Here is a 26,290-nt window from a genome sequence, read left to right as displayed (position 1 = left end):
TCAGGATGTTTTATAGGTCCGGCCTGCTCAAAAGGAAGGTGACCCATGCGTATAGACCGTTTAACCAGCAAATTGCAGTTAGCGTTGTCCGATGCCCAATCCCTGGCTGTCGGCCTCGATCATCCGGCCATCGAGCCGGCGCACTTGATGCAAGCCTTGCTCGAACAGCAGGGCGGCTCGATCAAGCCCCTGTTGATGCAGGTGGGCTTCGACGTCAACAGCCTGCGTAAAGAGCTGACCAAAGAGCTCGACCAGCTACCGAAAATCCAGAACCCGACCGGCGACGTGAACATGTCGCAGGATCTGGCGCGCCTGCTCAACCAGGCCGACCGTCTGGCCCAGCAGAAGGGCGACCAGTTCATCTCCAGTGAGCTGGTGCTGCTCGCTGCCATGGACGAGAACAGCAAGCTCGGCAAACTGTTGCTCGGTCAGGGCGTGAGCAAGAAAGCCCTGGAAAACGCGATCAACAACCTGCGTGGTGGCGAGGCCGTCAATGACCCGAACCACGAGGAAGCTCGTCAGGCGCTGGATAAATACACCGTCGACCTGACCAAGCGCGCCGAAGACGGCAAGCTCGATCCGGTGATCGGCCGTGACGATGAAATTCGCCGCACAATCCAGGTGCTGCAACGTCGGACCAAGAACAACCCGGTGCTGATCGGTGAGCCTGGCGTGGGTAAAACCGCCATCGCCGAAGGCCTGGCCCAGCGCATCATCAACGGTGAAGTGCCGGATGGCCTCAAGGGCAAGCGCCTGCTGTCCCTGGACATGGGGGCGCTGATTGCCGGTGCCAAGTATCGCGGTGAGTTCGAAGAGCGGCTAAAGGCCTTGCTCAATGAACTGTCGAAGCAGGAAGGGCAGATCATTCTGTTCATCGACGAACTGCACACCATGGTCGGCGCCGGTAAGGGCGAAGGCTCGATGGATGCGGGCAACATGCTCAAGCCGGCCCTGGCCCGCGGTGAGCTGCACTGTGTCGGTGCGACCACGCTCAACGAGTACCGCCAATATATAGAGAAGGATGCGGCCCTCGAGCGGCGCTTCCAGAAAGTCCTGGTGGACGAGCCGAGCGAAGAAGACACCATCGCCATTCTGCGTGGCCTCAAGGAGCGTTATGAGGTTCACCACAAGGTGGCAATTACCGACGGCGCGATCATTGCCGCAGCCAAGCTCAGCCATCGCTACATCACTGACCGGCAGTTGCCCGACAAGGCCATCGACCTGATTGACGAGGCCGCCAGCCGCATCCGCATGGAGATCGACTCCAAGCCGGAAGTGCTGGACCGTCTGGAGCGTCGCCTGATTCAGCTGAAGGTGGAATCCCAGGCACTGAAGAAAGAAAGCGACGACGCGGCGAAGAAGCGTCTGGAAAAACTGCAGGAAGAAATCGCCCGTCATGAGCGTGAGTACTCGGATCTCGAAGAAATCTGGAATTCGGAGAAAGCCGAAGTCCAGGGTTCGGCGCAGATCCAGCAGAAAATCGAGCAGTCCCGTCAGGAGCTGGAAGCGGCCCGCCGCAAAGGCGACCTGAATCGCATGGCCGAGTTGCAGTACGGGGTGATCCCGGACCTGGAACGCAGCCTGCAAATGGTCGACCAGCATGGCAAAGCCGAAAACCAGTTGCTGCGCAGCAAGGTGACTGAAGAAGAGATCGCCGAAGTCGTGTCGAAGTGGACCGGTATTCCGGTGTCGAAGATGCTCGAAGGCGAGCGCGACAAACTGATGAAGATGGAAAGCCTGTTGCACCAGCGTGTGATCGGCCAGGATGAAGCGGTGGTTGCGGTTTCCAATGCGGTGCGGCGTTCCCGCGCCGGGTTGTCCGACCCGAATCGCCCGAGCGGCTCGTTCATGTTCCTCGGCCCGACCGGTGTCGGTAAAACCGAGCTGTGCAAGGCATTGGCCGAATTCCTCTTTGATACTGAAGAGGCGATGGTGCGGATCGACATGTCCGAGTTCATGGAGAAACATTCCGTGGCTCGCTTGATCGGTGCGCCACCAGGCTACGTGGGGTACGAAGAGGGCGGTTACCTGACCGAGGCCGTACGTCGCAAGCCGTATTCGGTGATCCTTATGGACGAAGTCGAGAAGGCGCACCCGGATGTGTTCAACATCTTGCTGCAAGTGCTCGAGGATGGTCGTCTGACCGACAGCCATGGCCGCACGGTGGACTTCAAGAACACCGTGATTGTCATGACCTCCAACCTGGGGTCGGTACAGATCCAGGAACTGGTCGGCGACCGTGAGGCGCAGCGCGCGGCGGTGATGGATGCGATTTCCAGCCACTTCCGGCCGGAGTTCATCAACCGGGTCGACGAAGTGGTGATCTTCGAACCGTTGGCGCGGGATCAGATCGCCGGCATTACCGAGATCCAGCTGGGTCGCCTGCGCAGCCGCCTGACCGAGCGCGAGCTGAAGCTTGAGCTCAGCCCGGAAGCCATGGACAAGCTGATCGCGGTCGGCTACGACCCGGTATATGGCGCACGGCCGCTCAAGCGCGCTATCCAGCGCTGGATCGAGAACCCGCTGGCGCAGCTGATTCTGTCCGGTCGATTCATGCCGGGCGATACCGCTCACGGCGTGGTGGAAAACGACGAAATCGTCTTCGTCTGATCCATAACGGCAGCAAAATCGAAAAGGCCTCGCATAACGAGGCCTTTTTTTCGTTAGGCTGTTGAACTCAAAGGAAAAGGCTTGTAAAGTGCGCCCCGCAGTAAGTCACCCGCCAGGGTTTCCGCTCCCCAAGCAGGAATCCAAAATAAGTTGCAAATCATTAACTTGAAAGCAATTTAGGGGGTTGACAGAGGTGCTGAAGATTGTAGAATAGCGCGCCTCAGACACACGAACGCAGCGATGCGAACGGGTCGAAGAGAACGCAGTAAAAGCTTCAAAGTTGTAAATTGAAATGTGTAGTTCCGTGATAGCTCAGTCGGTAGAGCAAATGACTGTTAATCATTGGGTCCCAGGTTCGAGTCCTGGTCACGGAGCCAATTTCAAACCGGGGTATAGCGCAGTCCGGTAGCGCGCCTGCTTTGGGAGCAGGATGTCAGGAGTTCGAATCCCCTTACCCCGACCATTTTTGGGTCGTTAGCTCAGTTGGTAGAGCAGTTGGCTTTTAACCAATTGGTCGTAGGTTCGAATCCCACACGACCCACCATTTTTGAAACCAGTTAGCGCTGGAATCGAATCTTAAGATCAGAGGCCAAAAGCGCTGATCGAAGAAGGCGCCTTTCAAAGGTGCCTTTTTTTTACCGGGGTATAGCGCAGTCCGGTAGCGCGCCTGCTTTGGGAGCAGGATGTCAGGAGTTCGAATCCCCTTACCCCGACCATATTAAAAATCCTCGTATCGAAAGATACGGGGATTTTTTTTGTCCATAAGAAATTCAGGAACGCCGCAAAGTTAATGTGGGAGCGGGCTTGCTCGCGAATGCAGTGTGTCAGTCGACATAAAGTTGAATGACACGGCCTCTTCGCGAGCAAGCCCGCTCCCACAAGGGTTCGTTTAGTGCAGTTTCAGGCGTGGCTCAGTCCCGCGACCGATCTTGCTGCCCAGCATCAGCATCGCCGTGCGGAACGGTCCGTACAACGCCATCTGGTGCATGCGGTACAGCGACACGTAGAACATCCGCGCCAGCCAGCCTTCGAGCATCACGCTGCCGGTGAGGTTGCCCATCAGGTTACCCACAGCCGAAAAACGCGACAGTGAGATCAGCGAGCCGTAGTCGGTGTACTTGTACTCCGGCAGTGCCTTGCCTTCGATGCGCAGTTTCAGCGATTTGGCCAGCAACGAAGCCTGCTGGTGAGCGGCCTGGGCACGTGGCGGCACATTGCGGTCGGTGCCCGGTTGCGGGCAGGCGGCGCAGTCACCGAAGGCGAAAATGTTTTCGTCGCGGGTGGTTTGCAGGGTCGGCAGCACTTGCAGCTGATTGATGCGGTTGGTTTCCAGGCCATCGATGTCCTTGAGGAAACCCGGTGCACGAATCCCCGCCGCCCAGACTTTCAGGCTGGCGTTGATCACTTTGCCGTCCGCAGTAATCAGGCTGTCGGCGGTCACTTCACTGACAGCAGCGTTGGTCATCACATTGACCCCGAGTTTCTCCAGGGTTTTATGCACAGGCCCGCCAATGCGCTCCGGCAGCGCCGGCAGCACCCGTGGCCCGGCTTCGATCAGGGTGATGTGCATGTTTTCCGGTTTGATCCGGTCCAGGCCATAGGCTGCCAGTTCGTGGGCGGCGTTGTGCAGTTCGGCGGCCAGTTCGACCCCGGTGGCACCGGCGCCGACGATGGCCACGCTGATTTGCTCGATCGTGTCGGTCTGACCGGCGTGAGCGCGCAAATAGTGATTGAGCAGTTGCTGGTGGAAGCGCTCGGCCTGTTTGCGGGTGTCGAGGAACAGGCAGTGCTGCGCCGCGCCCTGGGTGCCGAAATCGTTGGTGGTGCTGCCGACGGAGATCACCAGCGAGTCGTATGGCACTTCGCGGGCCGGCACCAGCTCCAGACCGGCTTCGTCATAGGTGGCGGCCAGCTGGATTTTTTTCTTCGCGCGATCGAGCCCGCTCATGCGCCCCAGCTGGAACTCGAAGTGGTTCCATTTGGCCTGGGCGACATAGTTGAGTTCATCTTCGGAAGAGTTCAGGGAACCGGCTGCCACTTCGTGCAACAAGGGTTTCCAGATGTGGGTCAGGTTCGCGTCGACCAGCATCACGCTGGCTGTGCCGCGCTTGCCCAGAGTCTTACCCAGGCGGGTAGCCAACTCCAGACCGCCGGCGCCGCCGCCGACAATGACAATACGATGGGACATGGGGATAACTCGCAAGGCTAAAGGAAATCGGTGCAATTACCCGAGCGAGCGCGAGGCAGCTCATAGCGTCAGGTAACTGATAAATCGGCTCAACAGGCCAAGACCAATGGTCACTGCCAATACCAGTACAAGGAGCATCCACGGCCGGAAAGGCCGGCGCTCGACTTGGTGCTGGGACAACTGCAGGTACTCTTCGACATGCTTTTGGTCGTCGGGGTTCAGGCGGCTGGTCATATCGGGCCTCGTCAGGAGTAGACGTTGCTGAATGTGTGGAAGCTACAGGGAAATTAATCAGCTGTGAACGAAGCTTAGCTGCTGACCGGGGAAAGGCTCGAGCCTCACAAGCTGATCCCGACGTCAAATACGATGCTGCGCCCCAGGTTGCTGCGCAAGAAGTCCGGCGCATCCGGGTGAGCGAACAACACGCGGGCAAATGTCGGCCCAACCAATGACAGCGAGCGCCAGCCCTGGCGCAGGTATTCGGTTGGCGGCGGGAAATGGCTGTTGAGGTCCAGCACTTCGCGTTTGAGGCTGGCGAAGGCAATGATGTCCAGTTCGCCCAGATCCATGCCGCGTTCTTTGTAGTTGTGCGCTTTTTTGCGCAAGGTCGGCGCCAATCGCAGCAAGAACTCGTTGGCGGGGATGCGTCGTGGCTTGGCCTCGCGGCGCACCAGTTGGCTCAAGGAAAACGCGCTGCGTCGGCGTTGCAGTTCGTCGCGCCATTCATCATTGAGGCGCCGCCCCTCGTCGAGCACGAAGAACACCTCGAAACTGGCATCGCGAAACAACACATCCGGCGGCTCCCCGGCGGGGGCGAACTCGTCGGCGCGGTAGGGAATGTTCAAGCCTTGCAGCAGGCGCTGGCACACCCAACGCTCTCGCTCCCATTTGCGGGCATTGGAAAGGAAGGCGTTGGCTTGCTCGGCCGCGATGGTCAGCAGGCGTAAATAATCTGAGTCATCCATAGGCCCAAGCTTAGCGTTCAAATGTGATCGCAAAGAAGACAATTTGTCGCGGAGGCTCGATGCCTTCCGTTCCCATGCCCGTGCCAGGGCCCTGCACAAAACGGATAGTGATCTGCGCTCACTGGCTATTGCCACGTATCGGGCGGCTCTACCCTCGGCTGTACGGACGTAAGCCGTGTTACCGCCGCTCTAAAAAAAACAACAACAAGAGATATATGCCATGCGCAAGATCGACGTACATGAGGTTATCGACAACGCTCGCTTCAACCGCTTTCACTGGATGGTGCTGTTCTGGTGTGCCCTGATCATCATCTTCGACGGTTACGATCTGGTGATCTACGGCGTGGTCTTGCCGATGCTGATGAAAGAGTGGGGGCTCAGTCCTCTGCAGGCGGGTGCACTGGGCAGCTATGCACTGTTCGGCATGATGTTCGGCGCGCTGTTCTTCGGTCCGCTGTCGGACAGGATCGGCCGCAAGAAGGCCATCACGATCTGCGTGATGCTCTTCAGTGGTTTCACCGTGCTCAACGGTTTCGCCCGCAACCCCACCGAGTTCGGCCTCTGTCGCTTCATTGCCGGGCTCGGCATTGGCGGCGTGATGCCTAACGTCGTGGCGCTGATGAACGAGTACGCGCCGAAAAAAATCCGCAGCACGCTGGTCGCGATCATGTTCAGCGGTTACTCGGTGGGCGGCATGCTGTCCGCTGGGCTGGGCATTGTGCTGATCCCGAGTTTCGGCTGGCAGTCGGTGTTTTATGTGGCGGTCCTGCCGTTGCTGTTGTTGCCGCTGATCATGTATTTCCTGCCCGAATCGGTGGGCTTCATGTTGCGTCAGGGGCGCAATGAAGAGGCGCGCAATATTCTCCAGCGGATTGATCCGGCCTACGTTTCGCAAACGTCTGATCAATTACACATGGCCGAAGTGAAAGGCACGGGCACCCCGGTGTTGCAGTTATTCCGTGAGGGGCGTGCGCTGCGCACGTTGATGCTGTGGCTGGCGTTTTTCTGCTGCCTGTTGATGGTTTACGCGTTGAGTTCGTGGTTGCCGAAACTGATGGCCAACGCCGGCTATAGCCTCGGTTCGAGCCTGTCGTTCCTGCTGGTGTTGAACTTCGGGGCGATTTTCGGCGCGGTCGGCGGCGGGGTGCTGGGCGACAAACTCAATCTGCCGCGGGTGCTGTCGGTGTTTTTCGCCATGGCGGCGGTGTCGATCACGCTGTTGGGCTTCAACAGCCCGATGCCGGTGTTGTATCTGCTGATCGCCATTGCGGGTGCCACCACCATTGGCTCGCAGATTCTTTTGTACGCCTGCGCCGCGCAGTTTTATTCCATGACGATTCGTTCAACCGGTCTGGGCTGGGCGTCGGGCATCGGGCGCAACGGGGCCATCGTCGGTCCGCTGCTGGGTGGTGCCTTGCTCGGGATCAGCTTGCCCCTGCAACTGAACTTCATGGCGTTTGCCTTGCCCGGTGCGGTGGCGGCCCTGGCCATGACTGTGTTCGCCATCAGCAGCCGACGCAGCGCTGCTGGCGTCAACCCAGCGTTGTCAGCGACCGGTGCCTGAATCATGAAAGCGTTTTTCCAGGACTTCTCGTTGTCAGCCGCCGTGGCTGGATTCATCGCCACGGTGATTTCCTATGCCGGCCCGTTGGTGATCATCTTTCAGGCGGCAGAAGCGGCACATCTTTCGCGGGAAGTGTTGTCGTCCTGGATCTGGGCGATCTCCATTGGCAGCGCCGTGCTCGGTATCGGTTTGAGCCTGCGCTACCGCGCTCCGGTGATTATCGCCTGGTCGGCGCCGGGCTCGGCGTTGCTGGTGACGCTGTTGCCGGAAATTTCCATGGCAGAGGCGGTGGGGGCTTATCTGGTCAGCAGCCTGATCATTTTCGTGGTTGGCATCTCGGGGGCTTTCGACCGGATCATCAGCAAACTCCCCGGGGCGATTGCAGCGGCGATGCTGGCGGGCATTCTGTTCAGCTTCGGCACCGGTTTGTTCGTGTCGATGCAGCACAAGCCGCTGCTGGTACTGACGATGTTTGCCAGCTACCTGATCTGCAAGCGGCTGATGCCGCGATATGCAGTGTTGATGGTGCTGCTGGTGGGCTGTTCGATTGCCGCGCTCAACGGTGATTTGCATCGCGAAGCGCTGATGATCGGTATGGCCACGCCGGTGTGGATCACGCCCGAGTTCAGCCTGAGCGCGATCCTCAATATCGCCTTGCCGCTGGTGATGGTGGCGCTGACCGGTCAGTTCGTGCCCGGCATGGCGGTGCTGCGCGCCAGTGGATATCCAACGCCGGCGAGCCCGATCATCGCCAGTAGCGCGCTGGGCACGGCATTGCTGGCGCCGTTCGGTTGCCATGGACTGAATCTGGCGGCGATCACCGCGGCGATCTGCACCGGTCGCGAAGCCCACGAAGACCCTCGCAAACGCTACGTGGCCGGGATCGTCGGCGGCCTGTGCTACCTGCTGTTGGGGATCTTCGGCGCCACGCTGGTCTCGCTGTTTTCAGCGTTCCCCAAAGAGCTGGTCGCGGCGCTGGCCGGGCTGGCCCTGTTCGCCGCCATTGCCGGCGCGTTGACGGGAGCCATGGCGGTGCCGAGCGATCGTGAAGCCGCGCTGGTGACCTTTCTGGTCACGGCTTCGGGCATGTCGTTGTTCGGTTTGTCCGCGGCGTTCTGGGGGCTGATTTTCGGCATGGTCACCCATGTGCTGTTGAGCGCCCGTCGTTCCGTCCCTCGTCGCAAATCCACTGCAACTGAAGTCCTTCAACCCGTCGATCAATAACAATAAGAGAAAAATGATGAAACAGATTCTCCCAACAACCGGTTCGGCGTTGTCCCTGGCTGTCGTCTCGGGTTTCTCCACAGGCGCGATGGCTGCTGAAAAAGGCTTTATCGAAGACACCACCGCGACGTTGCAGGCGCGCAATTACTACTTCAGCCGCGACTATTCCGACATCGTCGGCGCCAACCAGCAATCGAAGGCCGAAGAGTGGGCCCAGGGTTTCATCCTCAACGTGAAGTCCGGATACACCCAGGGCACCGTCGGGTTTGGTGTGGACGTCATCGGCTTGCTCGGCCTCAAGCTCGACAGCGCCCCTGACCGGACCAATACCGGTTTGCTGCCGGTGCAGGACGACGGCCGTGCGGCGGACAACTACAGCCGCCTGGAAGGCGCGTTGAAGATGCGCTACTCCAAAACCGAGCTGAAAGTCGGTGAGCTGCAACCCAATCTGCCGGTGTTGGCATTCAGCGATATTCGCCTGTTGCCACCGAGTTATCAGGGCGCAAGCATCACCTCCAACGAGATCAATGGCCTGACGCTGCAGGGTGGCCACTTGAGTTCAACCAGCCTGCGCAACGAGGCTGGCGACGAAAAGATGCAAGCGATGCTGGGTCATGTGCCGCAGCGCCAGGTCAGCAGTGACGGTTTCAATTTTGCCGGCGCTGATTATGTCTTCAACGACAAGCGCAGTTCGGTCAGCGCCTGGTACGGGCAACTGGAAGATATCTACAACCAGCGTTTTCTGGGTTTAAAGCACAGTGAGCCGCTGGGCGACTGGATCCTCGGCGCCAACCTCGGTTACTACGATTCGCGCGAGGACGGCAAGAAACTGCTGGGCAACATCGACAACCAGGCGTTCTTCTCGTTGCTGTCGGCCAAGCGTGGCGGCCATACGTTTTACGTCGGCTATCAGGGCATGTTCGGTGACAGTGCTTTCCCACGGGTGTTTGCCAACATCTCGCCGCTGGGCAACGAAGTGCCGACCTACGAGTTCGCCTTCACCGATGAACGCTCCTGGCAGGCGCGCTACGACTATGACTTCGCGGCGCTCGGCGTACCGGGGCTGACCAGTACCGTGCGCTACATCAGCGGCAACAATGTCGATACCGGCAAGGGCTATGAAGGCAAGGATCGCGAGCGTGATCTGGACATCGGCTATGTGCTGCAGAGCGGCAGCCTCAAAGGCCTTGGCATCCGTGTGCGCAACGCGATGGCGCGTTCAAACTACCGCAGTGATATCGACGAGAACCGCTTGATCCTCAGCTACACGTGGACCTTGCTGTGAGCCCTTTGATCACAGGTTGCTGGTGCAATCACCCATGACGTCGTAGGTCACGCGGTGGGTCTGGCCCTGATGATCGACATACTCCATGGTCGCCGGCACAACCCCGCACGCAGTCGCCGTGTCGGACACAGAAACCACCTTGGCGATGTCCAGTGGCTGCGCCGGGTTGTACAGGACCGCGAGGGGCCCGTTGTCGGCGGCCATGGCCGAGGTGGCGATGACGGTCAGCAACAGGCTGATCAGCGTTTTCATGTTGGCGTGCTCCGTGTCGGTTCTGATGTCTGAATTTTAGTCTTTGCCACCGACGGATAAAGGGGCGAACGGCGGATGCAGCCTTACATAAAACGTAACAGTCATCGCCCGAGGGGGGCTTATGGATGTGCTTAACAACTTGCGCGTGTTCATCCGGGTGGTGGACTGCGCCAGTTTCACCGGGGCTGCCGATGCGCTGGATCTGTCGACCGCCCAGGTATCCCGATTGGTGGCGGATCTGGAGGAGCATGTTCAGGCGCGACTGCTGCAACGCACCACGCGGCGCTTGAGCCTGACCGACGCCGGCGAGCGCTTCCTGCTGCGCAGCCGACAAATCGTCGAAGCCATGGATGAGGCGACGGCCGAGGCCCGTGGCGCTCATATCAATCCGGCCGGACGCCTGCGGGTGCACAGCATGAACGGCCTGGGTGTGCTGCTCACGCCGTTGATCGCCCGCTACAGCGAGCTTTATCCCGATGTGGTGTTCGAGCTGACCTTGTCGCAGCGCAATCCCGATCCACTGGAGGAGGGTCACGATGTGGTGATTTCGATCGCTCCCGAACTGGCCGACTCGCAAATGGTTGCGCAGGCCGTCGGGCAGATCTACAGCGTGCCCTGTGCCTCCCCTGACTATCTGCACCGTCGGGGCGTGCCACAGCAACCGCTGGCGCTGAGCGATCATCAATGCCTGCGCATGCTCGACCCGTTGTACAGCGATCAATGGCTTTTCCAGGGCGAGCACGGCGAGCACGCCGTCAGCCCGGCCAAGACCTTTCAGTGCAATGTTGCCGAGTCGATGGTCAAGGCTTCTGAGGCTGGCATGGGCATCAGCCTGCTGCCGTTCTACACCGCAACGCGGCCCTTGAGCGACGGCACTTTGCTGCGCGTGTTACCTGCATGGCGCCTGCGCGAACGCAATGTGTATGCGCTGTATCCTTCGCGACGCTTTCTCGATGCCAAGGTGCGCACCTGGGTGGACTTTCTCAAGTCAGAGCTACCGAAGCTGTTCGCCGAGCATGACGCGGTGATGAACGATCCGCGGCATTGGGCTTGAAGTCGAAGGGCAGGCGAGCGGCGGTGTAGACTGAGTGCCTGTTGTTCTTCGCCTGGGAGGCGCGCGTAGCCATGATCGGTGCAGAGTTGCTGTCATCGCAAACCCTTGCGGTCGGCTGGCTGATCTATGTGCCGGTGTTGATCTGGGCGATCTGTCGCGCACCGTGGGTTGAACTGTTCACCGACAGCCGTCGTCAGCATCTGCTATTTGGAACGGTGTTTGCGCTGTTTCTGTTGTGGCTGGTGCGGCGCGACTTCGATACCGGCGTGTCTTACCACTTCATCGGCATGACAGCGGTGACGCTACTGCTGGACTGGCCGCTGGCGCTGGTCGGCGGGTTGGTGGCGCAAACGGGGCTGGTGTTGCTCGGTCGGCAGGATCTGGCGGCGGTCGGGGTCAATGGCACGCTGTTGATTGCGCTGCCGGTGCTGGTCACCGAGTGCTGCGCGATCCTGGTGGAGCGTGCTCAGCCGCGAAATCCCTTTGTGTATATCTTCGTTTCCGGATTTTTTGCGGCAGCGCTGTCGGCGTTGCTGTGCCTGCTGCTGGGGCTATGGTTGCTGTGGTTCGATGAGCGTTTCGAGATGCCGTACTGGCTTGAGGATTTTGTCGGTTACCTGTGGCTGATCATTTTTCCCGAAGCGTTTATCAACGGCATGATCGTCAGTGCGCTGGTGGTGTTCTGCCCGGAGTGGCTGGAGACGTTCAACCGCACACGCTACCTCTCGGCTCCCTGGAAGGACGACGATCCCAAGTCCTGATCCGCATCAAAACCTGGAATCGCCCAGTCGATGGATCAGTGGCGCGGGTCGAAGTCACCGCTGAACATCTCGTCCTCGGCATCGGGAGCCACTGGAATCTTGTGTTCTTCGGACGCCCAGGCGCCCAGGTCGATCAGTTTGCAGCGGTCGGAGCAGAATGGCCGGAATTTGCTCTCGGCGGTCCATTCCACGGGGGCGCCACAGGTTGGGCATTCGACGGTTGTTGGTTGGCTCATGACTGGCCTCCACGCAAAGAAAGATAAAAGTGATGCAGGCGTTCGACCTCACTGTGCAGCCAGGCAAGGTCGCGGTCATTGACCACGACGTCGTCGGCATGGCTCACGCGATCCTGGCGACTGGACTGGGCCTTGAGGATCGCCTGGACTTGCTGTTCGCTGGTCTGGTCACGTTGCAGGGTGCGTTCGATCTGCAATTGTTCAGGGGCATCGATCACCAGCACCCGTTGGGTCATGGCGTATTGCCCGGACTCGATCAGCAGCGGCGAAACCAGAATCGCATAAGACGATTTTGCCAGCGCCAGGTGGTGAGCGATCTCCTCGCCGATCAGCGGATGCAGGAGGGCCTCCAGCCAACGGCGTTCTTCAGGCACCTCGAAGATCAATTTGCGTAGCGCGGCGCGGTCCAGTTGCCCGTCGGCCTGCAACACGCCGGGGCCGAAGTGCCCGGCGATTTTTGCCAGTGCCGGGCGGCCGGGCTCCACTACCCAGCGAGCGGCATGATCGGCGTCGACCACATGCACGCCCAGGTCGACGAAGTGTTGGGCGGCCGCACTTTTGCCGCTGCCGATGCCGCCGGTCAGGCCGAGAATCCAGGGTTTTTCCACAGGGCTATTCATTTCAAACCGACAAACTGCCAATAGAGGTCGGTTATTTGACCACCCCAGAGCAACGCAATCCAGCCGGCAATGGCCAGATAGGGGCCGAAAGGAATCGGCGTCGAGGTTTTTGCATTGCGCCAGCGCAGCAGCACCAGCCCGATAATGGCACCCACCAGCGAAGACAGCAGGATGGTCAGGGGCAAAATCTGCCAGCCACCCCAGGCGCCCAGCATCGCCAGCAGCTTGAAATCGCCGTAGCCCATGCCGTCCTTGCCCGTGACCAGCTTGAACAGCCAGAACACCGACCACAGCAGGCCGTAGCCGGCGATCGCCCCCCAAAGCGCCTCGTGCAACGACACGAACAGGCCGAAACTGTTGACGATCAACCCCAGCCATATCAACGGCAGCACCAGTACGTCCGGCAATATCTGATGTTCGGCGTCGATCAGGCTCATCGCCAGCAACCCCCAGCTCAGGATCAGCATCAGGCCGGCCGGCCAACCGAAGCCGAAGTGCCAGGCAACAAACGCCGACAACAACCCGCAGGCCAGTTCGGTCAACGGATAGCGCGGGCTGATCGCTGCCGCACAGGCTGAACAGCGACCGCGCAAAAACACATAACTGAGCAGAGGGATGTTTTCCCAGGCGCGGATGCGGTGACCGCAGTGCGGGCACTGGGAGTGGGGCAGCAACAGGTTGTAGGTCGGCAGCGGCGTTTCGCCAGGCAGCCCGAGAATGTCATGGGCCTGCTCACGCCAGTCGCGTTCGAGCATTTTCGGCAGGCGCCAGATCACGACATTGAGGAAACTGCCGACCAGCAGGCCGGTGATGCCTGCGAGAAGGACAAAGGCCAGCGCAGAGTGAATCAGGATTTCATTCAAGGGCATGTCAGATCGCTGAGCCAAGTTGGAAGATGGGCAGGTACATGGCAACTACCAGTCCACCGACGATAACACCCAGCACCACCATGATGAACGGTTCCATCAGGCTGGTGAGGTTATCGACCATGTTATCGACGTTGTCTTCGTAGAACCCCGCGACTTTGTCGAGCATAGCGTCCAGGGTGCCTGACTCTTCGCCGATGGCAGTCATTTGTATCGCCATGTTCGGAAAGACGCCGCAGGTGCGCATGGCGAAATGCAATTGCATGCCAGTCGAGATGTCCTGCCGGATGCGCAATACCGCGCGCTTGAACACGATATTGCCGGTCGCACCGGCCACTGATTCCAGGGCCTCCACCAGCGGCACGCCGGCAGCGAAAGTGGTCGACAGTGTACGGGCGAACCGGGCCACGGCGGACTTGTGCATCAGGGTGCCCACCAGCGGCAGTTTCAGCAGCCAGGTGTCCATCCGGTCACGCAAGGCCGGGGATGTCCTGAGGGCGTGGCGCACGCCGAAGGCCGTTGTGACCAGCGTGCCAAGGACCACCCACCACCAGGCCTGCATGAATTGCGACAGGCCAATGACCATCACGGTGAAGGCCGGCAGTTCGGCACCAAAGCCTTTGAACACCGACTCGAACTGCGGCACGACATTGACCAGCAGAATCCCGGTGACAATCGCCGCGACGAACACCACCACCAGCGGGTAGGTCATGGCTTTCCTGATCCTGGCCTTGAGGCTTTCGCTTTTTTCCTTGTAGGTCGCGACCCGTTCCAAAAGAGTGTCGAGGGCACCGGCCTGCTCGCCGGCATCCACCAGGTTGCAATACAGCTCATCGAAATACCGGGGCTTCTTGCGCAGGGCGGCGGCGAAGCTGCTGCCTGCCGCAACTTCCTGTTTCAGTTCGTCCACCAGCTTGCGCATGGCCGGATTGTCAAAGCCTTCGCCGATGATGTCGAAGGACTGCAACAACGGCACGCCGGCCTTCATCATCGTCGCCATTTGCCGGGTGAACAGGGCAATGTCCTGGGCCGTGATGCGCTTGCCCATGTTGAAAACCGAATGGTTTTTCTTGCGAACCTTGCCGGGAGTGATGCCTTGCTTGCGCAGCTTCGCCTTGATCAGCGCCGGGTTTTGAGCGCTGAGTTCGCCAGTCACTTTTGTGCCTTTGCGGTCGATGCCTTCCCATGCATACACACTGATTTTCGCTGCCTTGACCGCCATGTTCAGTCCTGGGTATTCCGATTGAACTGCTCTTATAGCCTAGTCAAAGGATGGGGCCAAACCCGGAAGGGGGAGGTGACAAAAAACGTCAGATAGTGCTGATCCACGTAGTAGGTAAGGGCTTTGCGGCCACCACGCCCCCTGCCAACAGGGGCTTCTGGCCTTGGCACAGGCTGTGCTGCCATGGGGCAGGTCATGAGCCTTCGACTCATGCATGGAGTTTGTACATGAACAATCAGAAAGGTTTTACCCTGATCGAGTTGCTCGTCGTGGTGGCGATCATCGGGATCCTGGCAACACTGGGCCTGCCGATGTATTCCAAGTACCAGGCTCGGGCCAAGGTTACGGCGGCGCTGGCCGAACTGACTGCAATGAAGGTGCCGTTCGAGGATGTGATCAACCAGGGGGAAACCCCGACAATTGCCAACGTGGCGCCCGCTGGCGCGACATCGACCAACCATTGCGCCCTGTCTGTGACGGCTACAACGCAGGCGGGAGCGGGATCAATCGTTTGTACGTTGCGCAATGCCCCGGGGGTGGTCCAGGACAAAACCGTTACCCTGACACGGGACGAAGCCAAAGGCTGGTCATGCAAGAGCAGCGTTTCCCAGGACTACTTGCCTAAAGGGTGTTCCGGTTCAGCGGCATGAATTGCTGAATCAAGTCCCCGCTTTTGCGGGGATTTTCCTGTTTGTCGACCCGTCGTCAAATGCCGTAGATAAAGCTCGGAATTTCAGCATCTTAGGAACTTTCCATAAACCCGCAACTTGCATGCAGTGTTTGTGCTGCTCGTGCATTTTGCATGATTCCGAAAATGGGCTTTGTTTATAACTTGTTGATTGATAAGGTTTTGTTCTCTGTTTCAAAGTTGGCACAGCGTTCGCAATATCCTAGGTAACCCTGCCGACAAGACACCCGGCAGACTTTCCGAAAAACAGGAGTTACTCGTATGAAGAAGTTCGCTATCACTGCCGCTGCTGCTACCGCGCTGACCCTGACCATGGCCAACGCCGCGTTTGCTCAAACCACCCAGGCAACCCAGTCGCCAATGGTGCTGGTTGCCGGTGAAATGACCGAAGCGAAAGAAGCTACTTCCGATACCTGGATCACCACCAAAGTTAAAAGTGACCTGATGACTGAAAAAGGCATTCCAGGTACCGACATCAAAGTTGAAACCAACAAAGGTGTTGTATCGCTGTCGTCGACGGTCGCCATTACCGAAGCTCAGAAAACCACCGCCGTGGCGATCACCAAGAAAATCAAAGGCGTCAAAGCGGTCTCCGCTGACGGCCTCAAAGCCGAATAAGGCAGGCTTCTCGCCTGGACCGGGAGAGGGAGAGTTCATGCGAATGGCCAAACGGAGTTTGGCCACCACAGGCCCCGCGCAATTTTGCCGGGGCCTGTTCTGTTTGCAGCGCTCCCACATTGAGTGGTGTTCACATGCATTAGGGGGTGTGTTCAGTTTCCGCGTTTACTGGTGATCTGCTTCAGCCGATTACCTTCGAACCGCAAGTATTGATACATGCCGCCATTCGGTCCGTAGGTCCATTCCTCGACCTGAAACTCCTCGCGCCGGTCTGCGCTGCGCTTGTACCCCAGCAAGTCGCGACTGACCGGCTCACCGCATTTCTGCAGGACTTCACTCGAGCGATCGCCGACGCTGATCAACTGGCTGCCACAGCGCAGGGTATCGGCCGCCCCGGCCTGGCTGGCCGATATCGCCAGAACCAGGCCTGCCAGCCGCCGAATCATCACTCGGCATCCAGATGCATCGCTGTCACCACGCGGCCGTCACTTTGCGCCTCGCCCAGATTGGCGTCGATGAAGTACACCCGGTCATCTTCCAGCTGGGCCTTGTCGACCAGGTAATCCTTGATGCTGCTGGCGCGTTCCTGGCCCAGTTGACGCAACAGCACGTCACTGGAGCTCCAGAACTTGATCACTTCAGCGCGCATTTTCGCGGTGCGTTCTTCCTTGCCCAGGTCCTTCCATTCGGCAGGGGGCTGGGTTTTCAGGCGGGTGCGGTAGATACCTTCAAGCAGCGGGCCTTTTTCGTCGTCCGGCACTTCCAGCAACGAAGCCTGGGCCGGGACCTTGTCGCCACGGCGCTGGAGCATTTTGTAGTAGTTGTACTGGTATTCACGCTCCAGGCGTTGTTCGGCAATCAGTGGGCCATCGGCGCTCTGGGCGGCGGTGCCTTCGATTTCCAGGCGCAGGGCGGGGCGTTCCTTGAGCGCCTTGGACAGTTTGTCCAGGGCGCCTTCGGCGTCCTTGCTCAGGTCGCTGGAACCCGCAGCGAACGACACACTGCCCAGATCTTCCGCGCCACTACCGTTGACCAGCCCGCCAATGAGTTTGAACGGCGCTGCCGCGGCTTTGACGACCAGATTGCGCAGGGTCTGCCAGATAATCGGCATGACGCTGAACTGAGGGTTGTTCAGGTCGCCGGTGACCGGCAGTTCGATGGAGATCTTGCCGTCGACGTCCTTGAGCAAGGCAATGGCCAGTTTCAGCGGCAGGCTCACGGCATCCGGGCTGTCGACTTTTTCACCCAGTTGCAGTTGTTCGACCACCACTTTGTTTTCGGCTTTGAGCTGACCCTTGGTGATCTGGTAGTGCAGGTCGAGATTGAGCCGGCCCTTGCGGATACGGTAGCCGGCGAACTTGCCGGAGTAGGGCGTCAGCGTGGTCAGTTCCACGCGTTTGAAGCTGGTGGCGATGTCGAGGCTGGCCATCGGGTCGAACGGATTGACCGAGCCTTTGATGGTCACTGGCGCGTAGCGATCGACCTTGCCCTTGACGTCGACACTGGCCGGTTTCGGCTGGCGGCTGTCGATGGTGCCGATCTGCCCGTTGAGTTGCTGGATGGCGGTGGCGAAGTTCGGGGTCAGGCTGAAGTCGGCGAAGTTGGCCGAACCGTCATTGATGAAAATACCGCCGATGTGGATGCCCAAGGGTTTTTCGTTGCTGGCCGGTTTGTTCGCCGCCGGTTTTGCCCCGGCGTCCGCCGGTTGCGGAATCAGCAGATCATCGATGTTGGTGGTGCGATCATCGTTGATCATGAAACGCGCATAGGGCTGTAACAGGTTGATCCTGTCGATCGACAGCCTGTCCCCATGCTGATAGTTCAGGCCTTCGACCACGACCTGTTGCCACTTGAGGAAGTCGCGGGTTTTCAGGGTGTCCAGGGTATGGAGCTGATCGACCTGGGCGCGGCCGGTGACGTTGAATGCCAGGGGCTCGGTGCTTTTCAGGTCGACCGCCAGATCGCTGCCGAGCATGCCGCTGCGCAGTTCCAGGCGAATGAACGGCGTGATGTAGGACTGGGCAACCCGCAGGTCGATGTCCTTGGTCTGTACCTTCAGTCTGGCGCTGACCGGGGCCAGGTTGACCTCGCCGTCGGCCATGATCTTGCCCTGCTTGCCTACACCGGTATCGAGTTTGAGGGTAAAGGGCGAGCCGTTGAGACTGTCGAAGTTTTGCAGATCGAGGTTCAGCGGACTCAGGTCCAGGGCTACGGCAGGTTGTGCCTTGCGGTCGGCCAGATGCACCTGGTAGTCGCGCAGTTGCACATCCTTGAGCAGCACTTGCCAGGGTTTGTCTGGGGCGGCCGGTTCAGGTTTCGGTGAGTCTGCCACCGCCGGAGTACTGGCCGGTTCGGCATCCGCCTTGGCTTTGGCGGTGGGTTTTGACGGTTGGCTGGCAAACAGTTTCTGCCAGTCGAGTTGGCCGTCCGATTCCAGTGCGGCCCAGGTTTCCAGTTTGTGGCTGCGGATCTTGCCGACCACCACTTGCTGTTTGGCCAGGTCCACGGTGGTTTCGCTGACGTCCAGGCGCTCCAGCTTTACCAGCGGCCGGCCATCCGGCGCCTTGATCGCGAAGGGGGCGATGCTGACTGCTACGTTGTTCAGCAGCAGCTCGGTTTCCTTGGCCAGATTGAGTTTGTAGTCGGTGCTGATGCTCATGACGCCGTTTTCGAGATCCAGTGGCACGGCATCGCGCACATACGGCCAAAAGGCTTTCATCTTGCCATCAGTGATTTTCAGCTTACCTTCGGAGGCGATCGGGACCAGGCTGAAGTTACCGGTCCAGTCGATCTGCCCACCATTGGGACCGACAGCCACCAGGGTCATGTCGGCGCTGTCATCGGGCAGGGTGCTGAGGTTTTTCAGCTCGAAATCGAGTGTGTCGTAGAGAAACTCGATGGGTTCGCTGGGCCGGGCATCTTCAAAGTGCACGGCGCCGCCCGCCAGTTTGATCCGCTCGATGCGCAGCGGAAACGGCTTGGCATCAGGGTCGACGGGTGTGGGCTCACTCGCTGGCAGTTTGAACAACCCAAGCAGATTGAGTTTGCCGTCCTTGCTGAACAGGATTTCGGTCTTGGGCTTGTCCAGTTCGACATCGGACAGGTGCACCGCCTTGGTCCACAGGCTGTCCAATTGCAGGTTGGCGTACAACCGCTCGAAACCGACCTGCTCCTTGCCGGGTTCGCCGATGTTCAGGCCCCAGAGTGTCAGTTCGAGGCTGAACGGATTGAATTCGATCCGCTGGATCGTGGCGGGTGTGGTGGCGTAGTTGGCCAGTTGCTGGTTGGCAACGCGCAACGCGACACCCGGCAAAATCAGAAAACCCAGCAAGCTGTAGAGGGCCAGAGCAGTCAACAAGGCGCCGATGGCGCGAATCAATCCTTTGTACATGTGAGGCTTCATCTGTCTGAATCGGAGAGCCTTGGAGTATGGCATGCGTTTCCGGTTCCGAAGTGATTGGCTTGTTCAGCAATTTTCAGATTTCTCCGACGACGGTCAGAGCTGAAGAATCAGGGTTTTCAGCGGTGGTTGCTGATCCATCGACGGAAAATCGGCGCCCGGCTTCATCACGGTCCATTCACGCACCGGTCTCCCGGCCTTCTCTGCACAACGCAAAACCTGCTCGCGCCAGTCGTCCATGCTGACTTTCGCCAGGTTGTTGCAGCAGATCAGCACGCCGTTGTCGGCGGTGGTCAACAAGGCCGGTTTAAGCAGGCTCTGATAGTCGCGCAGCAGGTCGACGGTACCGAACGCGCTCTTGGCCCAGGCCGGAGGGTCCAGCAGCACCAGATCGTACTGGCGCTGTTCCAGGCGCTGATAGCTCGGCAGTTTTTGCCCGCGCCGCTGGCTGATCGGTAGCCCGGCCAGTTGGCGAATGGCCGGGAAGTAGTCGGACTGGATAAATTCCATGGTCGGCAGCTGTGGGTTGAGTTGGCCGTTCTCCCGACCGACCGCCAGGTTGCCTTCGGCGAAGTCCAGGTTGCACACCTCGCGCGCGCCACCGGCGGCGGCACTGAGGCCGACACCACAGGTGTAGGCAAACAGGTTCAGCACGCTTTTGTTCTTGCTGTGATCCTTGACCCAGCCGCGGGTGTTGCGCAGGTCGAGGAACAGCAGCGGGTCTTGTCCGGCATGGCGACCGCGCACCCGATAGTTCAGGCCCCATTCGTGGCCGACCAGGTCTTGCAGGGCGGCTTCGTCTGCGCGGTAGACGATGTCTTCGCGGTCGATGCGCGAATTGCCACGGGAGCGGTCGTTGTAGACCAGCAGGGTTTGAAAACCCAGGTGTTGATTGATCGCTTCGTGCAGTTGCAGCAGCGTCTCGCGTTCCAGCGCCTGGTGGAAACTTTGCACCAGCAGTTGCGGGCCGTAGCGGTCGATGGTCAGGCCACCGGCGCCTTCCTGGCTGCCGTGGAACAGGCGGTAGCAATCGGTTCCCTGGCTGTGCAGCTCCGCCAGCAGATCCTGGCGACGTTCGAGGGCGGCGCGCAGCGCCTGATTCAAGGAAGACATGCTGGGCGCCTTGCAGGGGAGAATTGGGCGCGGGAGTTTAACAGTTACTGAGCTTCAAGCTTCAAGCTTCAAGCTTCAAGCATGCAGCTTGCCGCTCTGAGCTTCAGCTCAGCAACCCCATCCGCCGCTTGGCCCGTTGCACCGATCCATTACGCACCGCCCAGCGCAGCATCGGCGCGCTGCGATTGACGCTGGCGCGAATCAGCTTGCGTTGCAGCGGATTCTGGCTGACGCCGAGCATGGCACTGGCCCAGTCCGGCAGCAGATCGATCCCGGCCTGCATCATCAATCCGCCGAAAGGTTTGGCCAGGCGACTGGGGGAGGGGGCATTCAGCAACAGGCGCAAGACTTCTCGACTGCGTTCGTCGCACAGCAGTTGTGGACGGATCCCCTCAAGGTAGTCGGCAATTTCCTGCCGCGAACGGGGTACATCCCTGGCCCCGAGTCGCTCGGCGACCAGGGCGATTTCAGCGTAGTAGCGATCCTGATCAACTGGGGACAGGTGCGGATTGCGATAGCGCAAATGCGCGGCGAGGAAGTTGCTGACTTCTGCCACATGCACCCAGGTCAGCAAATCGGGATCGCTGGCGGCGTAGGGGCGTCCATCCGGTGCGGTGCCGATAATCTGCAAATGGATGGTGCGGACCTTCTCGATCAACCAATCGGCGTCCTGCCGTGAACCGAAGGTGGTGCCGGAGATGAACTGCCCGGTGCGGCGCAAGCGACCGAGCATGTCTTCACGAAAATTCGAATGGTCCCAGACCCCGGCCAATGCCAGCGGGTGCAGGGCCTGCAGCATCAGGGCGCTGATGCCGCCGATCAGCATGCTGCTGAAATCGCCATGGACTTGCCAGCTCACCGAGTCCGGCCCGAACAGGCCGGGGTCGCCCTTGGGGTTTTCAAGGTCGAGCTTACCCAAGGATAGACCGGTCAGGCTCATGATCTGGGTTTCGATGCGGGTACGGATGAATTCCATGGTCACTCTGTAATTTTCTGTAGGAGCGAGCCGGCTCCGGGCGGCGTTCCGACGATGGACTTCAACGGTAACGCGTTTCTCCTGAATGTACGCGGCGCGCTTGAGTTCATCGCGAGCAGGCTCGCTCCTACAAAGGCCAGTCCGTTATTGATTCAGGCGTTTGTCGATCAGGCCCTGCACCACGCTCGGGTCAGCCAGGGTTGAAGTGTCGCCCAGGCTGTCGAGTTCATTGCAGGCGATCTTGCGCAGAATGCGTCGCATGATCTTGCCTGAGCGGGTTTTCGGCAAGGCCGGGGCCCACTGGATCAAGTCCGGCTTAGCGAAACTGCCGATTTCCTTGCTGACCAGGGCCAGCAATTCCTGCTTCAGTTCATCGGTGGTTTCGACGCCGTTCATGGGCGTGACGAAGACATAGATGCCCTGGCCTTTGATGTCGTGGGGGTAACCGACCGCTGCGGCTTCGGCGATGCTGTCGTGCAGTACCAGGGCGCTTTCCACTTCGGCGGTGCCGATGCGATGCCCGGACACATTGATCACATCGTCGATGCGCCCGGTGATCCAGTAGTCGCCATCCTCATCGCGCCGCGCGCCGTCGCCGGTGAAGTAGTAGCCGGGGTAGGGCTTGAAGTAGGTGTCGACCATGCGTTGCGGGTCACGATAGACGCTGCGAATCTGCGCCGGCCAGCTGGATTTTATGGCGAGCACGCCGCTGCCGGCACCTTTGATTTCCTTGCCTTGCTCGTCGAGCAGCACCGGTTGCACGCCGAACATCGGTCGTGTGGCGCAGCCGGGTTTGATCCGTTGTGCGCTCACCAGCGGGCTGAGCATGATGCCGCCGGTCTCGGTCTGCCACCAGGTATCGACGATCGGGCAACGCTCTTCGCCGACCTCATGGAAATACCATTCCCAGGCTTCCGGGTTGATCGGCTCACCGACGGTGCCGAGCAGTCTGACACTGGCGCGGGACGTTTCCTTCAATGGTTCCGGACCTTCGCGCATCAGTGCGCGCAGGGCCGTCGGGGCGGTGTAGAAAATGTTCACCTTATGCTTGTCGATGACTTGCCAGAAACGTGAGGTGCTCGGGTAGCTCGGCACGCCTTCGAAGATCAGCGTGGTGGCGCCGTTGGCCAGCGGACCGTAGACGATGTAGCTGTGGCCGGTGACCCAGCCGACATCGGCGGTGCACCAGAAGACTTCACCATCGCGGTAGTCCAGCACGTATTTGAAGGTCATCGCCGCTTGCAGCAGATAACCGCCGGTGGTGTGCAGCACGCCTTTGGGTTTGCCGGTGCTGCCGGAGGTATAGAGGATGAACAATGGATCTTCAGCGTCCATTGGCTCGGGCGGGCAGTCGTTGCTGACGTCACGCAGGGCCTGGTGATACCAGATGTCCCGGCCGTCGATCCAGTTCACCTGGTTCTGGGTGCGCTCGACCACTACCACGGTGCTCACGTCCGGGCAGCTTTGCAGCGCCTTGTCGACGTTCTGTTTCAGCGGTACGAATTTACCGCCACGCACACCTTCATCGGCGGTGATGACGGTACGGCAGTCCGCGTCGAGAATCCGGTCGCGCAGTGAATCCGGGGAGAAACCGCCGAACACCACCGAGTGCACCGCGCCGATGCGTGTGCAGGCGAGCATGGCGTAGGCTGCTTCAGGAATCATCGGCATGTAGATGCACACGCGGTCGCCTTTTTTCACGCCACGGCTTTTGAGCACGTTGGCCAGGCGGCAGACATTGTGATGGAGTTTTTTGTAGGTGATCTGGGTGGATTCGGCGGGATCGTCGCCTTCCCAGATGATCGCGATTTGATCGCCACGTTTTTCCAGGTGCCGGTCGATGCAGTTGTAGCTGACGTTCAGCTTTGCGCCGGCAAACCAGCTGGCCTCACCGGTCTTCAGGTCGTAGCGCTGGACGGTCTGCCACGGTGCGCTCCAGTCGAGGAAGCGGGTGGCCTGTTCGGCCCAGAACGTACTGGGGTGTTCAACGGATTCGCGGTACAGGCGCTGATAGTCGTCTTGACTCAATTGTGCAGCCCGGCGGACGGCATCGGCTTTGGGGAACGTGCTGATATCGAACATGACGGTTCCTTATTCTTGTTTTGCGACAAAGATTAAGATGCGCCGAGAGGTCAGAGGGTTCAAGTCATACACAAAACAACTGTGGGAGCGAGCCTGCTCGCGAAAGCGTTGGGTCAATCAACATAAACGTTGACTGACAAACCGCATTCGCGAGCAGGCTCGCTCCCACAGGGATAGCAGTGTGGCTCTAGATCACCCGCGGTGACGACCACGGAAGTAATTGATCAGCCCCTGGGTCGAGGCGTCCTCGGCGGGAGTTTCTTCGCTGCCGACCAGGCGATTGTAGACACCTTTGCCCAGCTCTTTGCCCAGCTCCACGCCCCACTGGTCGAAGGCGTTGATGCCCCAGATCACGCTTTGCACGAAGACTTTGTGTTCGTACATCGCCACCAGTGCGCCGAGGCGACGCGGGCTGATGCGTTCGACCACCAGGGTGTTGCTCGGACGGTTGCCCGGGATCACCTTGTGCGGCGCGAGTTTCTGCACATCGTCTTCGCTCATGCCTTTGTCGCGCAGCTCGGTTTCGGCCTCGGCAAGGGTCTTGCCGAGCATCAGCGCCTGGCTCTGCGACAGGCAGTTGGCGTACAGCCACTGGTGGTGGTCGGACACCGGGTTGAAGCTGACGATCGGCACGATGAAGTCGGCCGGGATCAACTGGGTGCCCTGGTGCAGCAACTGGTGGTAGGCGTGCTGGCCGTTACAGCCAACGCCGCCCCAGATCACCGGCCCGGTGTCGGTGGACACGGGCTTGCCGTCCTGGCGCACGCTCTTGCCGTTGGACTCCATGTCCAGCTGTTGCAGGTGCTTGGTGATGTTACGCAGGTAGTGATCGTACGGCAGGATCGCGTGGCTTTGCGCGCCCCAGAAGTTGCCGTACCACACGCCGAGCAAGGCCAGCAGCACCGGCATGTTCTGTTCGAACGGCGCGGTCTGGAAGTGCTGGTCCATGGTGTAGGCACCGGACAGCAACTCCTTGAAGTTGGACATGCCGATGGCCAGGGCAATCGGCAAACCGATGGCCGACCACAGCGAGTAACGCCCGCCAACCCAGTCCCACATCGGGAAGATGTTCTCTTCGCGGATGCCGAACGCTACCGCGGCGGCGTTGTTGCTCGATACCGCGATGAAGTGGCGATACAGCTCGGCTTCCGAACCACCCTGGGCCAGGTACCAGGCACGGGCAGCCTGGGCGTTCTTCAGGGTTTCGAGGGTGTTGAAGGATTTCGACGAGACGATGAACAGCGTGGTCTCGGCGCGCAGCTTCATGGCCAGTTCGTGGAACTCGCTGCCATCGATGTTCGCCAGGTAATGGCAACGTACGCCTTTCTGGGCGTAGGACAGCAAGGCTTCGGACACCAGCTCCGGGCCGAGGAAGGAGCCGCCGATGCCGATGTTGACCACGTCGGTGATCGGCTTCTCGGTGTAACCGCGCCACAGACCATCGTGGATACGGCCGACGAGGTCGGTGATCTGGTTCAGCACCTTGTGCACTTCCGGCATCACGTTGACGCCGTTGACCGACAGCTTGTCGCCAACCGGGCGGCGCAGGGCAGTGTGCAGGGCTGGACGGCCTTCGGAAGCGTTGACGATTTCGCCTTCGAACAGCGACTTGATCGCGCCCTTGAGGTCGACTTCGTTGGCCAGGCCCACCAGCAGATTGCGGGTCTCGACATTGATCAGGTTCTTCGAATAGTCGAGAAACAGGCCGCAACTGCTGAGGGTGAATTGAGTAAAGCGCTGCGGATCGGCATTGAAGGCCTCGCGCATGCTGAAATCCTGCATGGCTTGGCGGTGGTCATTCAACGCTTGCCAGGCGGGCAGAGCGGTAACGTCATGAGGAGTGCGGTAATACGCCATCGCTGCGGGTTTCCTTATTACTTGAACGGCCTTTTGAACACTAAAAATCCCGGAGCGCTGTGGGTGGGCGTTCCGGTCAACTGCGTCGACACGATTTCATGGCGCAGGGCGGATACAGTAAACCCCGCGCCATGATCTGTCTTGACTTTGTCTGACCTGTTTCCGGTACTTTTTTAACATCGAAGTTAGGAATGGTCCGACAAACGGAAGAGACAGGACTCGGATCAAGCGACCTGGACCGGAATGGCGTTGCTGGTGTGGCTCAGTTCATTGCCCGGTGCCATGTAAAGCATGCTCGGCTTGAAGTTGAGCAGTTCGGCTTCGCTGTAATGAGCGTAAGCGCAGATGATCACGCGATCACCGACCTTGGCCTTGTGCGCCGCAGCGCCATTGACCGAGATCATGCGCGAACCTTCTTCGCCCCGGATGGCGTAGGTGGTAAAGCGCTCGCCGTTGTCGACGTTGTAGATCTGGATCTGTTCGTACTCGCGAATGCCGGACAGGTCCAGCCATTCACCGTCGATGGCGCAGGAGCCTTCGTAATCGAGTACAGCGTGGGTGACTTCGGCGCGATGCAGCTTGGCTTTGAGCATGATGGCGTGCATGAGTGTTTCCCAGGTCGGAATCGAACGGCGGGCAGTTTGCCCGAAGGGGTTGTGGGCGGCAATACGAATGAAGCGAGGGTTTGAAGTGTACTTTTGTGGCGAGG

The 26,290-nt window shown here is 59.6% G+C and carries 23 protein-coding genes and 4 tRNA genes; 12 read left to right on the top strand and 15 right to left on the bottom strand.

Annotated features, from left to right (window positions below; all coding sequences use genetic code 11):
* The first annotated feature begins 45 nt into the window (after positions 1-45).
* The 5 genes from clpB to AC3IX1_RS24515 all read left to right on the top strand — a co-directional run bounded on the left by clpB (position 46) and on the right by AC3IX1_RS24515 (position 3,326).
* Complete coding sequence (clpB, locus tag AC3IX1_RS24535; protein WP_489386130.1) at positions 46-2,610, top strand: ATP-dependent chaperone ClpB; 2,565 nt, start codon at positions 46-48, stop codon at positions 2,608-2,610.
* 301 nt (positions 2,611-2,911) lie between these two features.
* Positions 2,912-2,987: transfer RNA gene (locus AC3IX1_RS24530), tRNA-Asn, on the top strand.
* A gap of 9 nt (positions 2,988-2,996) precedes the next feature.
* Positions 2,997-3,073: transfer RNA gene (locus tag AC3IX1_RS24525), tRNA-Pro, on the top strand.
* Between the two features lie 5 nt (positions 3,074-3,078).
* Positions 3,079-3,154: transfer RNA gene (locus AC3IX1_RS24520), tRNA-Lys, on the top strand.
* A gap of 95 nt (positions 3,155-3,249) precedes the next feature.
* Positions 3,250-3,326 (top strand) — tRNA-Pro (locus AC3IX1_RS24515).
* Positions 3,327-3,499: 173 nt separating this feature from the next.
* Here the strand turns inward: AC3IX1_RS24515 and AC3IX1_RS24510 are convergent.
* The 3 genes from AC3IX1_RS24510 to AC3IX1_RS24500 all read right to left on the bottom strand — a co-directional run bounded on the left by AC3IX1_RS24510 (position 3,500) and on the right by AC3IX1_RS24500 (position 5,763).
* Positions 3,500-4,798 carry an NAD(P)/FAD-dependent oxidoreductase gene (locus AC3IX1_RS24510; RefSeq protein WP_223594588.1) on the bottom strand — a complete coding sequence of 433 codons (1,299 nt, stop codon included), beginning with the start codon at positions 4,796-4,798 and terminating at the stop codon, positions 3,500-3,502.
* Positions 4,799-4,858: 60 nt separating this feature from the next.
* Positions 4,859-5,032: a DUF3094 domain-containing protein gene (locus AC3IX1_RS24505; RefSeq protein WP_008022453.1), complete on the bottom strand. Its 174-nt coding sequence runs from the start codon at positions 5,030-5,032 to the stop codon at positions 4,859-4,861.
* Between the two features lie 104 nt (positions 5,033-5,136).
* Positions 5,137-5,763, bottom strand: a complete 627-nt coding sequence (locus AC3IX1_RS24500; RefSeq protein WP_007970534.1) for a DUF1780 domain-containing protein — start codon at positions 5,761-5,763, stop codon at positions 5,137-5,139.
* A 220-nt stretch (positions 5,764-5,983) separates the two neighbouring features.
* Here AC3IX1_RS24500 and AC3IX1_RS24495 point away from each other — a divergent pair, with 220 nt between their 5' ends.
* From AC3IX1_RS24495 to AC3IX1_RS24485, 3 genes are read left to right on the top strand one after another with little or no spacing between them, the layout of a single operon-like run.
* Entirely contained in the window at positions 5,984-7,327 is a 1,344-nt protein-coding gene (locus tag AC3IX1_RS24495) for an aromatic acid/H+ symport family MFS transporter (RefSeq protein ID WP_489386129.1), read from the top strand.
* A gap of 3 nt (positions 7,328-7,330) precedes the next feature.
* Positions 7,331-8,551, top strand: a complete 1,221-nt coding sequence (locus AC3IX1_RS24490) for a benzoate/H(+) symporter BenE family transporter (protein ID WP_489386128.1) — start codon at positions 7,331-7,333, stop codon at positions 8,549-8,551.
* Between the two features lie 16 nt (positions 8,552-8,567).
* Positions 8,568-9,836, top strand: a complete 1,269-nt coding sequence (locus tag AC3IX1_RS24485; protein ID WP_489386127.1) for an OprD family porin — start codon at positions 8,568-8,570, stop codon at positions 9,834-9,836.
* Positions 9,837-9,845: 9 nt separating this feature from the next.
* Here the strand turns inward: AC3IX1_RS24485 and AC3IX1_RS24480 are convergent, their stop codons facing one another.
* Positions 9,846-10,088, bottom strand: coding sequence for a DUF2790 domain-containing protein (locus tag AC3IX1_RS24480; protein ID WP_489386126.1), 243 nt, complete (start codon positions 10,086-10,088; stop codon positions 9,846-9,848).
* Positions 10,089-10,209: 121 nt separating this feature from the next.
* Between AC3IX1_RS24480 and AC3IX1_RS24475 the strand changes: the two genes are divergently transcribed.
* Both AC3IX1_RS24475 and AC3IX1_RS24470 read left to right on the top strand, forming a co-directional pair.
* On the top strand, positions 10,210-11,142 hold the full coding sequence (locus AC3IX1_RS24475; protein ID WP_489386125.1) for a LysR family transcriptional regulator: 933 nt from the start codon (positions 10,210-10,212) through the stop codon (positions 11,140-11,142).
* Between the two features lie 71 nt (positions 11,143-11,213).
* Entirely contained in the window at positions 11,214-11,903 is a 690-nt protein-coding gene (locus tag AC3IX1_RS24470) for an energy-coupling factor ABC transporter permease (protein WP_489388785.1), read from the top strand.
* Positions 11,904-11,938: 35 nt separating this feature from the next.
* Here the strand turns inward: AC3IX1_RS24470 and yacG are convergent, their stop codons facing one another.
* Genes yacG through AC3IX1_RS24450 form a run of 4 tightly spaced genes read right to left on the bottom strand, consistent with a single transcriptional unit; the run spans position 11,939 to position 14,847 of the window.
* Positions 11,939-12,139 carry a DNA gyrase inhibitor YacG gene (gene yacG, locus AC3IX1_RS24465; protein ID WP_007970539.1) on the bottom strand — a complete coding sequence of 67 codons (201 nt, stop codon included), beginning with the start codon at positions 12,137-12,139 and terminating at the stop codon, positions 11,939-11,941.
* Positions 12,136-12,759, bottom strand: coding sequence for a dephospho-CoA kinase (coaE, locus tag AC3IX1_RS24460; protein WP_489386124.1), 624 nt, complete (start codon positions 12,757-12,759; stop codon positions 12,136-12,138). Before coaE ends, yacG begins: the two co-directional genes overlap by 4 nt.
* Positions 12,756-13,628 (bottom strand): prepilin peptidase, encoded by an 873-nt coding sequence (locus AC3IX1_RS24455; RefSeq protein ID WP_489386123.1) that lies wholly within the window; start codon positions 13,626-13,628, stop codon positions 12,756-12,758. Before AC3IX1_RS24455 ends, coaE begins: the two co-directional genes overlap by 4 nt.
* A 1-nt stretch (position 13,629) precedes the next feature.
* Positions 13,630-14,847: a type II secretion system F family protein gene (locus AC3IX1_RS24450; protein ID WP_489386122.1), complete on the bottom strand. Its 1,218-nt coding sequence runs from the start codon at positions 14,845-14,847 to the stop codon at positions 13,630-13,632.
* A gap of 227 nt (positions 14,848-15,074) precedes the next feature.
* Between AC3IX1_RS24450 and AC3IX1_RS24445 the strand changes: the two genes are divergently transcribed.
* The gene (locus AC3IX1_RS24445) at positions 15,075-15,497 is read left to right on the top strand and encodes a pilin (RefSeq protein ID WP_489386121.1); all 423 of its coding nucleotides are present in this window, start codon (positions 15,075-15,077) and stop codon (positions 15,495-15,497) included.
* A 299-nt stretch (positions 15,498-15,796) separates the two neighbouring features.
* Positions 15,797-16,153, top strand: coding sequence for a BON domain-containing protein (locus AC3IX1_RS24440; RefSeq protein ID WP_489386120.1), 357 nt, complete (start codon positions 15,797-15,799; stop codon positions 16,151-16,153).
* 152 nt (positions 16,154-16,305) lie between these two features.
* On the opposite strand, the gene AC3IX1_RS24435 is transcribed toward AC3IX1_RS24440, so the two are convergent.
* The 7 genes from AC3IX1_RS24435 to panD form a co-directional block, all read right to left on the bottom strand.
* Positions 16,306-16,599 (bottom strand): DUF2845 domain-containing protein, encoded by a 294-nt coding sequence (locus AC3IX1_RS24435; protein WP_489386119.1) that lies wholly within the window; start codon positions 16,597-16,599, stop codon positions 16,306-16,308.
* Positions 16,599-19,589, bottom strand: a complete 2,991-nt coding sequence (locus tag AC3IX1_RS24430) for a DUF748 domain-containing protein (protein ID WP_489386118.1) — start codon at positions 19,587-19,589, stop codon at positions 16,599-16,601. Before AC3IX1_RS24430 ends, AC3IX1_RS24435 begins: the two co-directional genes overlap by 1 nt.
* 60 nt (positions 19,590-19,649) lie before the next feature.
* Complete coding sequence (locus AC3IX1_RS24425; RefSeq protein WP_489386117.1) at positions 19,650-20,666, bottom strand: class I SAM-dependent rRNA methyltransferase; 1,017 nt, start codon at positions 20,664-20,666, stop codon at positions 19,650-19,652.
* Positions 20,667-20,769: 103 nt separating this feature from the next.
* Positions 20,770-21,642: an oxygenase MpaB family protein gene (locus AC3IX1_RS24420; RefSeq protein ID WP_489386116.1), complete on the bottom strand. Its 873-nt coding sequence runs from the start codon at positions 21,640-21,642 to the stop codon at positions 20,770-20,772.
* Positions 21,643-21,786: 144 nt separating this feature from the next.
* Positions 21,787-23,724 (bottom strand): acetate--CoA ligase, encoded by a 1,938-nt coding sequence (acs, locus tag AC3IX1_RS24415; protein WP_489386115.1) that lies wholly within the window; start codon positions 23,722-23,724, stop codon positions 21,787-21,789.
* Positions 23,725-23,916: 192 nt separating this feature from the next.
* Entirely contained in the window at positions 23,917-25,581 is a 1,665-nt protein-coding gene (gene pgi, locus AC3IX1_RS24410) for a glucose-6-phosphate isomerase (protein WP_489386114.1), read from the bottom strand.
* A 224-nt stretch (positions 25,582-25,805) separates the two neighbouring features.
* Positions 25,806-26,186 carry an aspartate 1-decarboxylase gene (gene panD / locus AC3IX1_RS24405; protein ID WP_104451429.1) on the bottom strand — a complete coding sequence of 127 codons (381 nt, stop codon included), beginning with the start codon at positions 26,184-26,186 and terminating at the stop codon, positions 25,806-25,808.
* Positions 26,187-26,290 lie beyond the last annotated feature (104 nt).

The sequence above is a fragment of the Pseudomonas sp. KH_046_2 genome (assembly GCF_057838985.1).
Note: the sequence above shows the minus strand (reverse complement) of the source record. Positions and strands in the feature narration are given on the sequence as shown.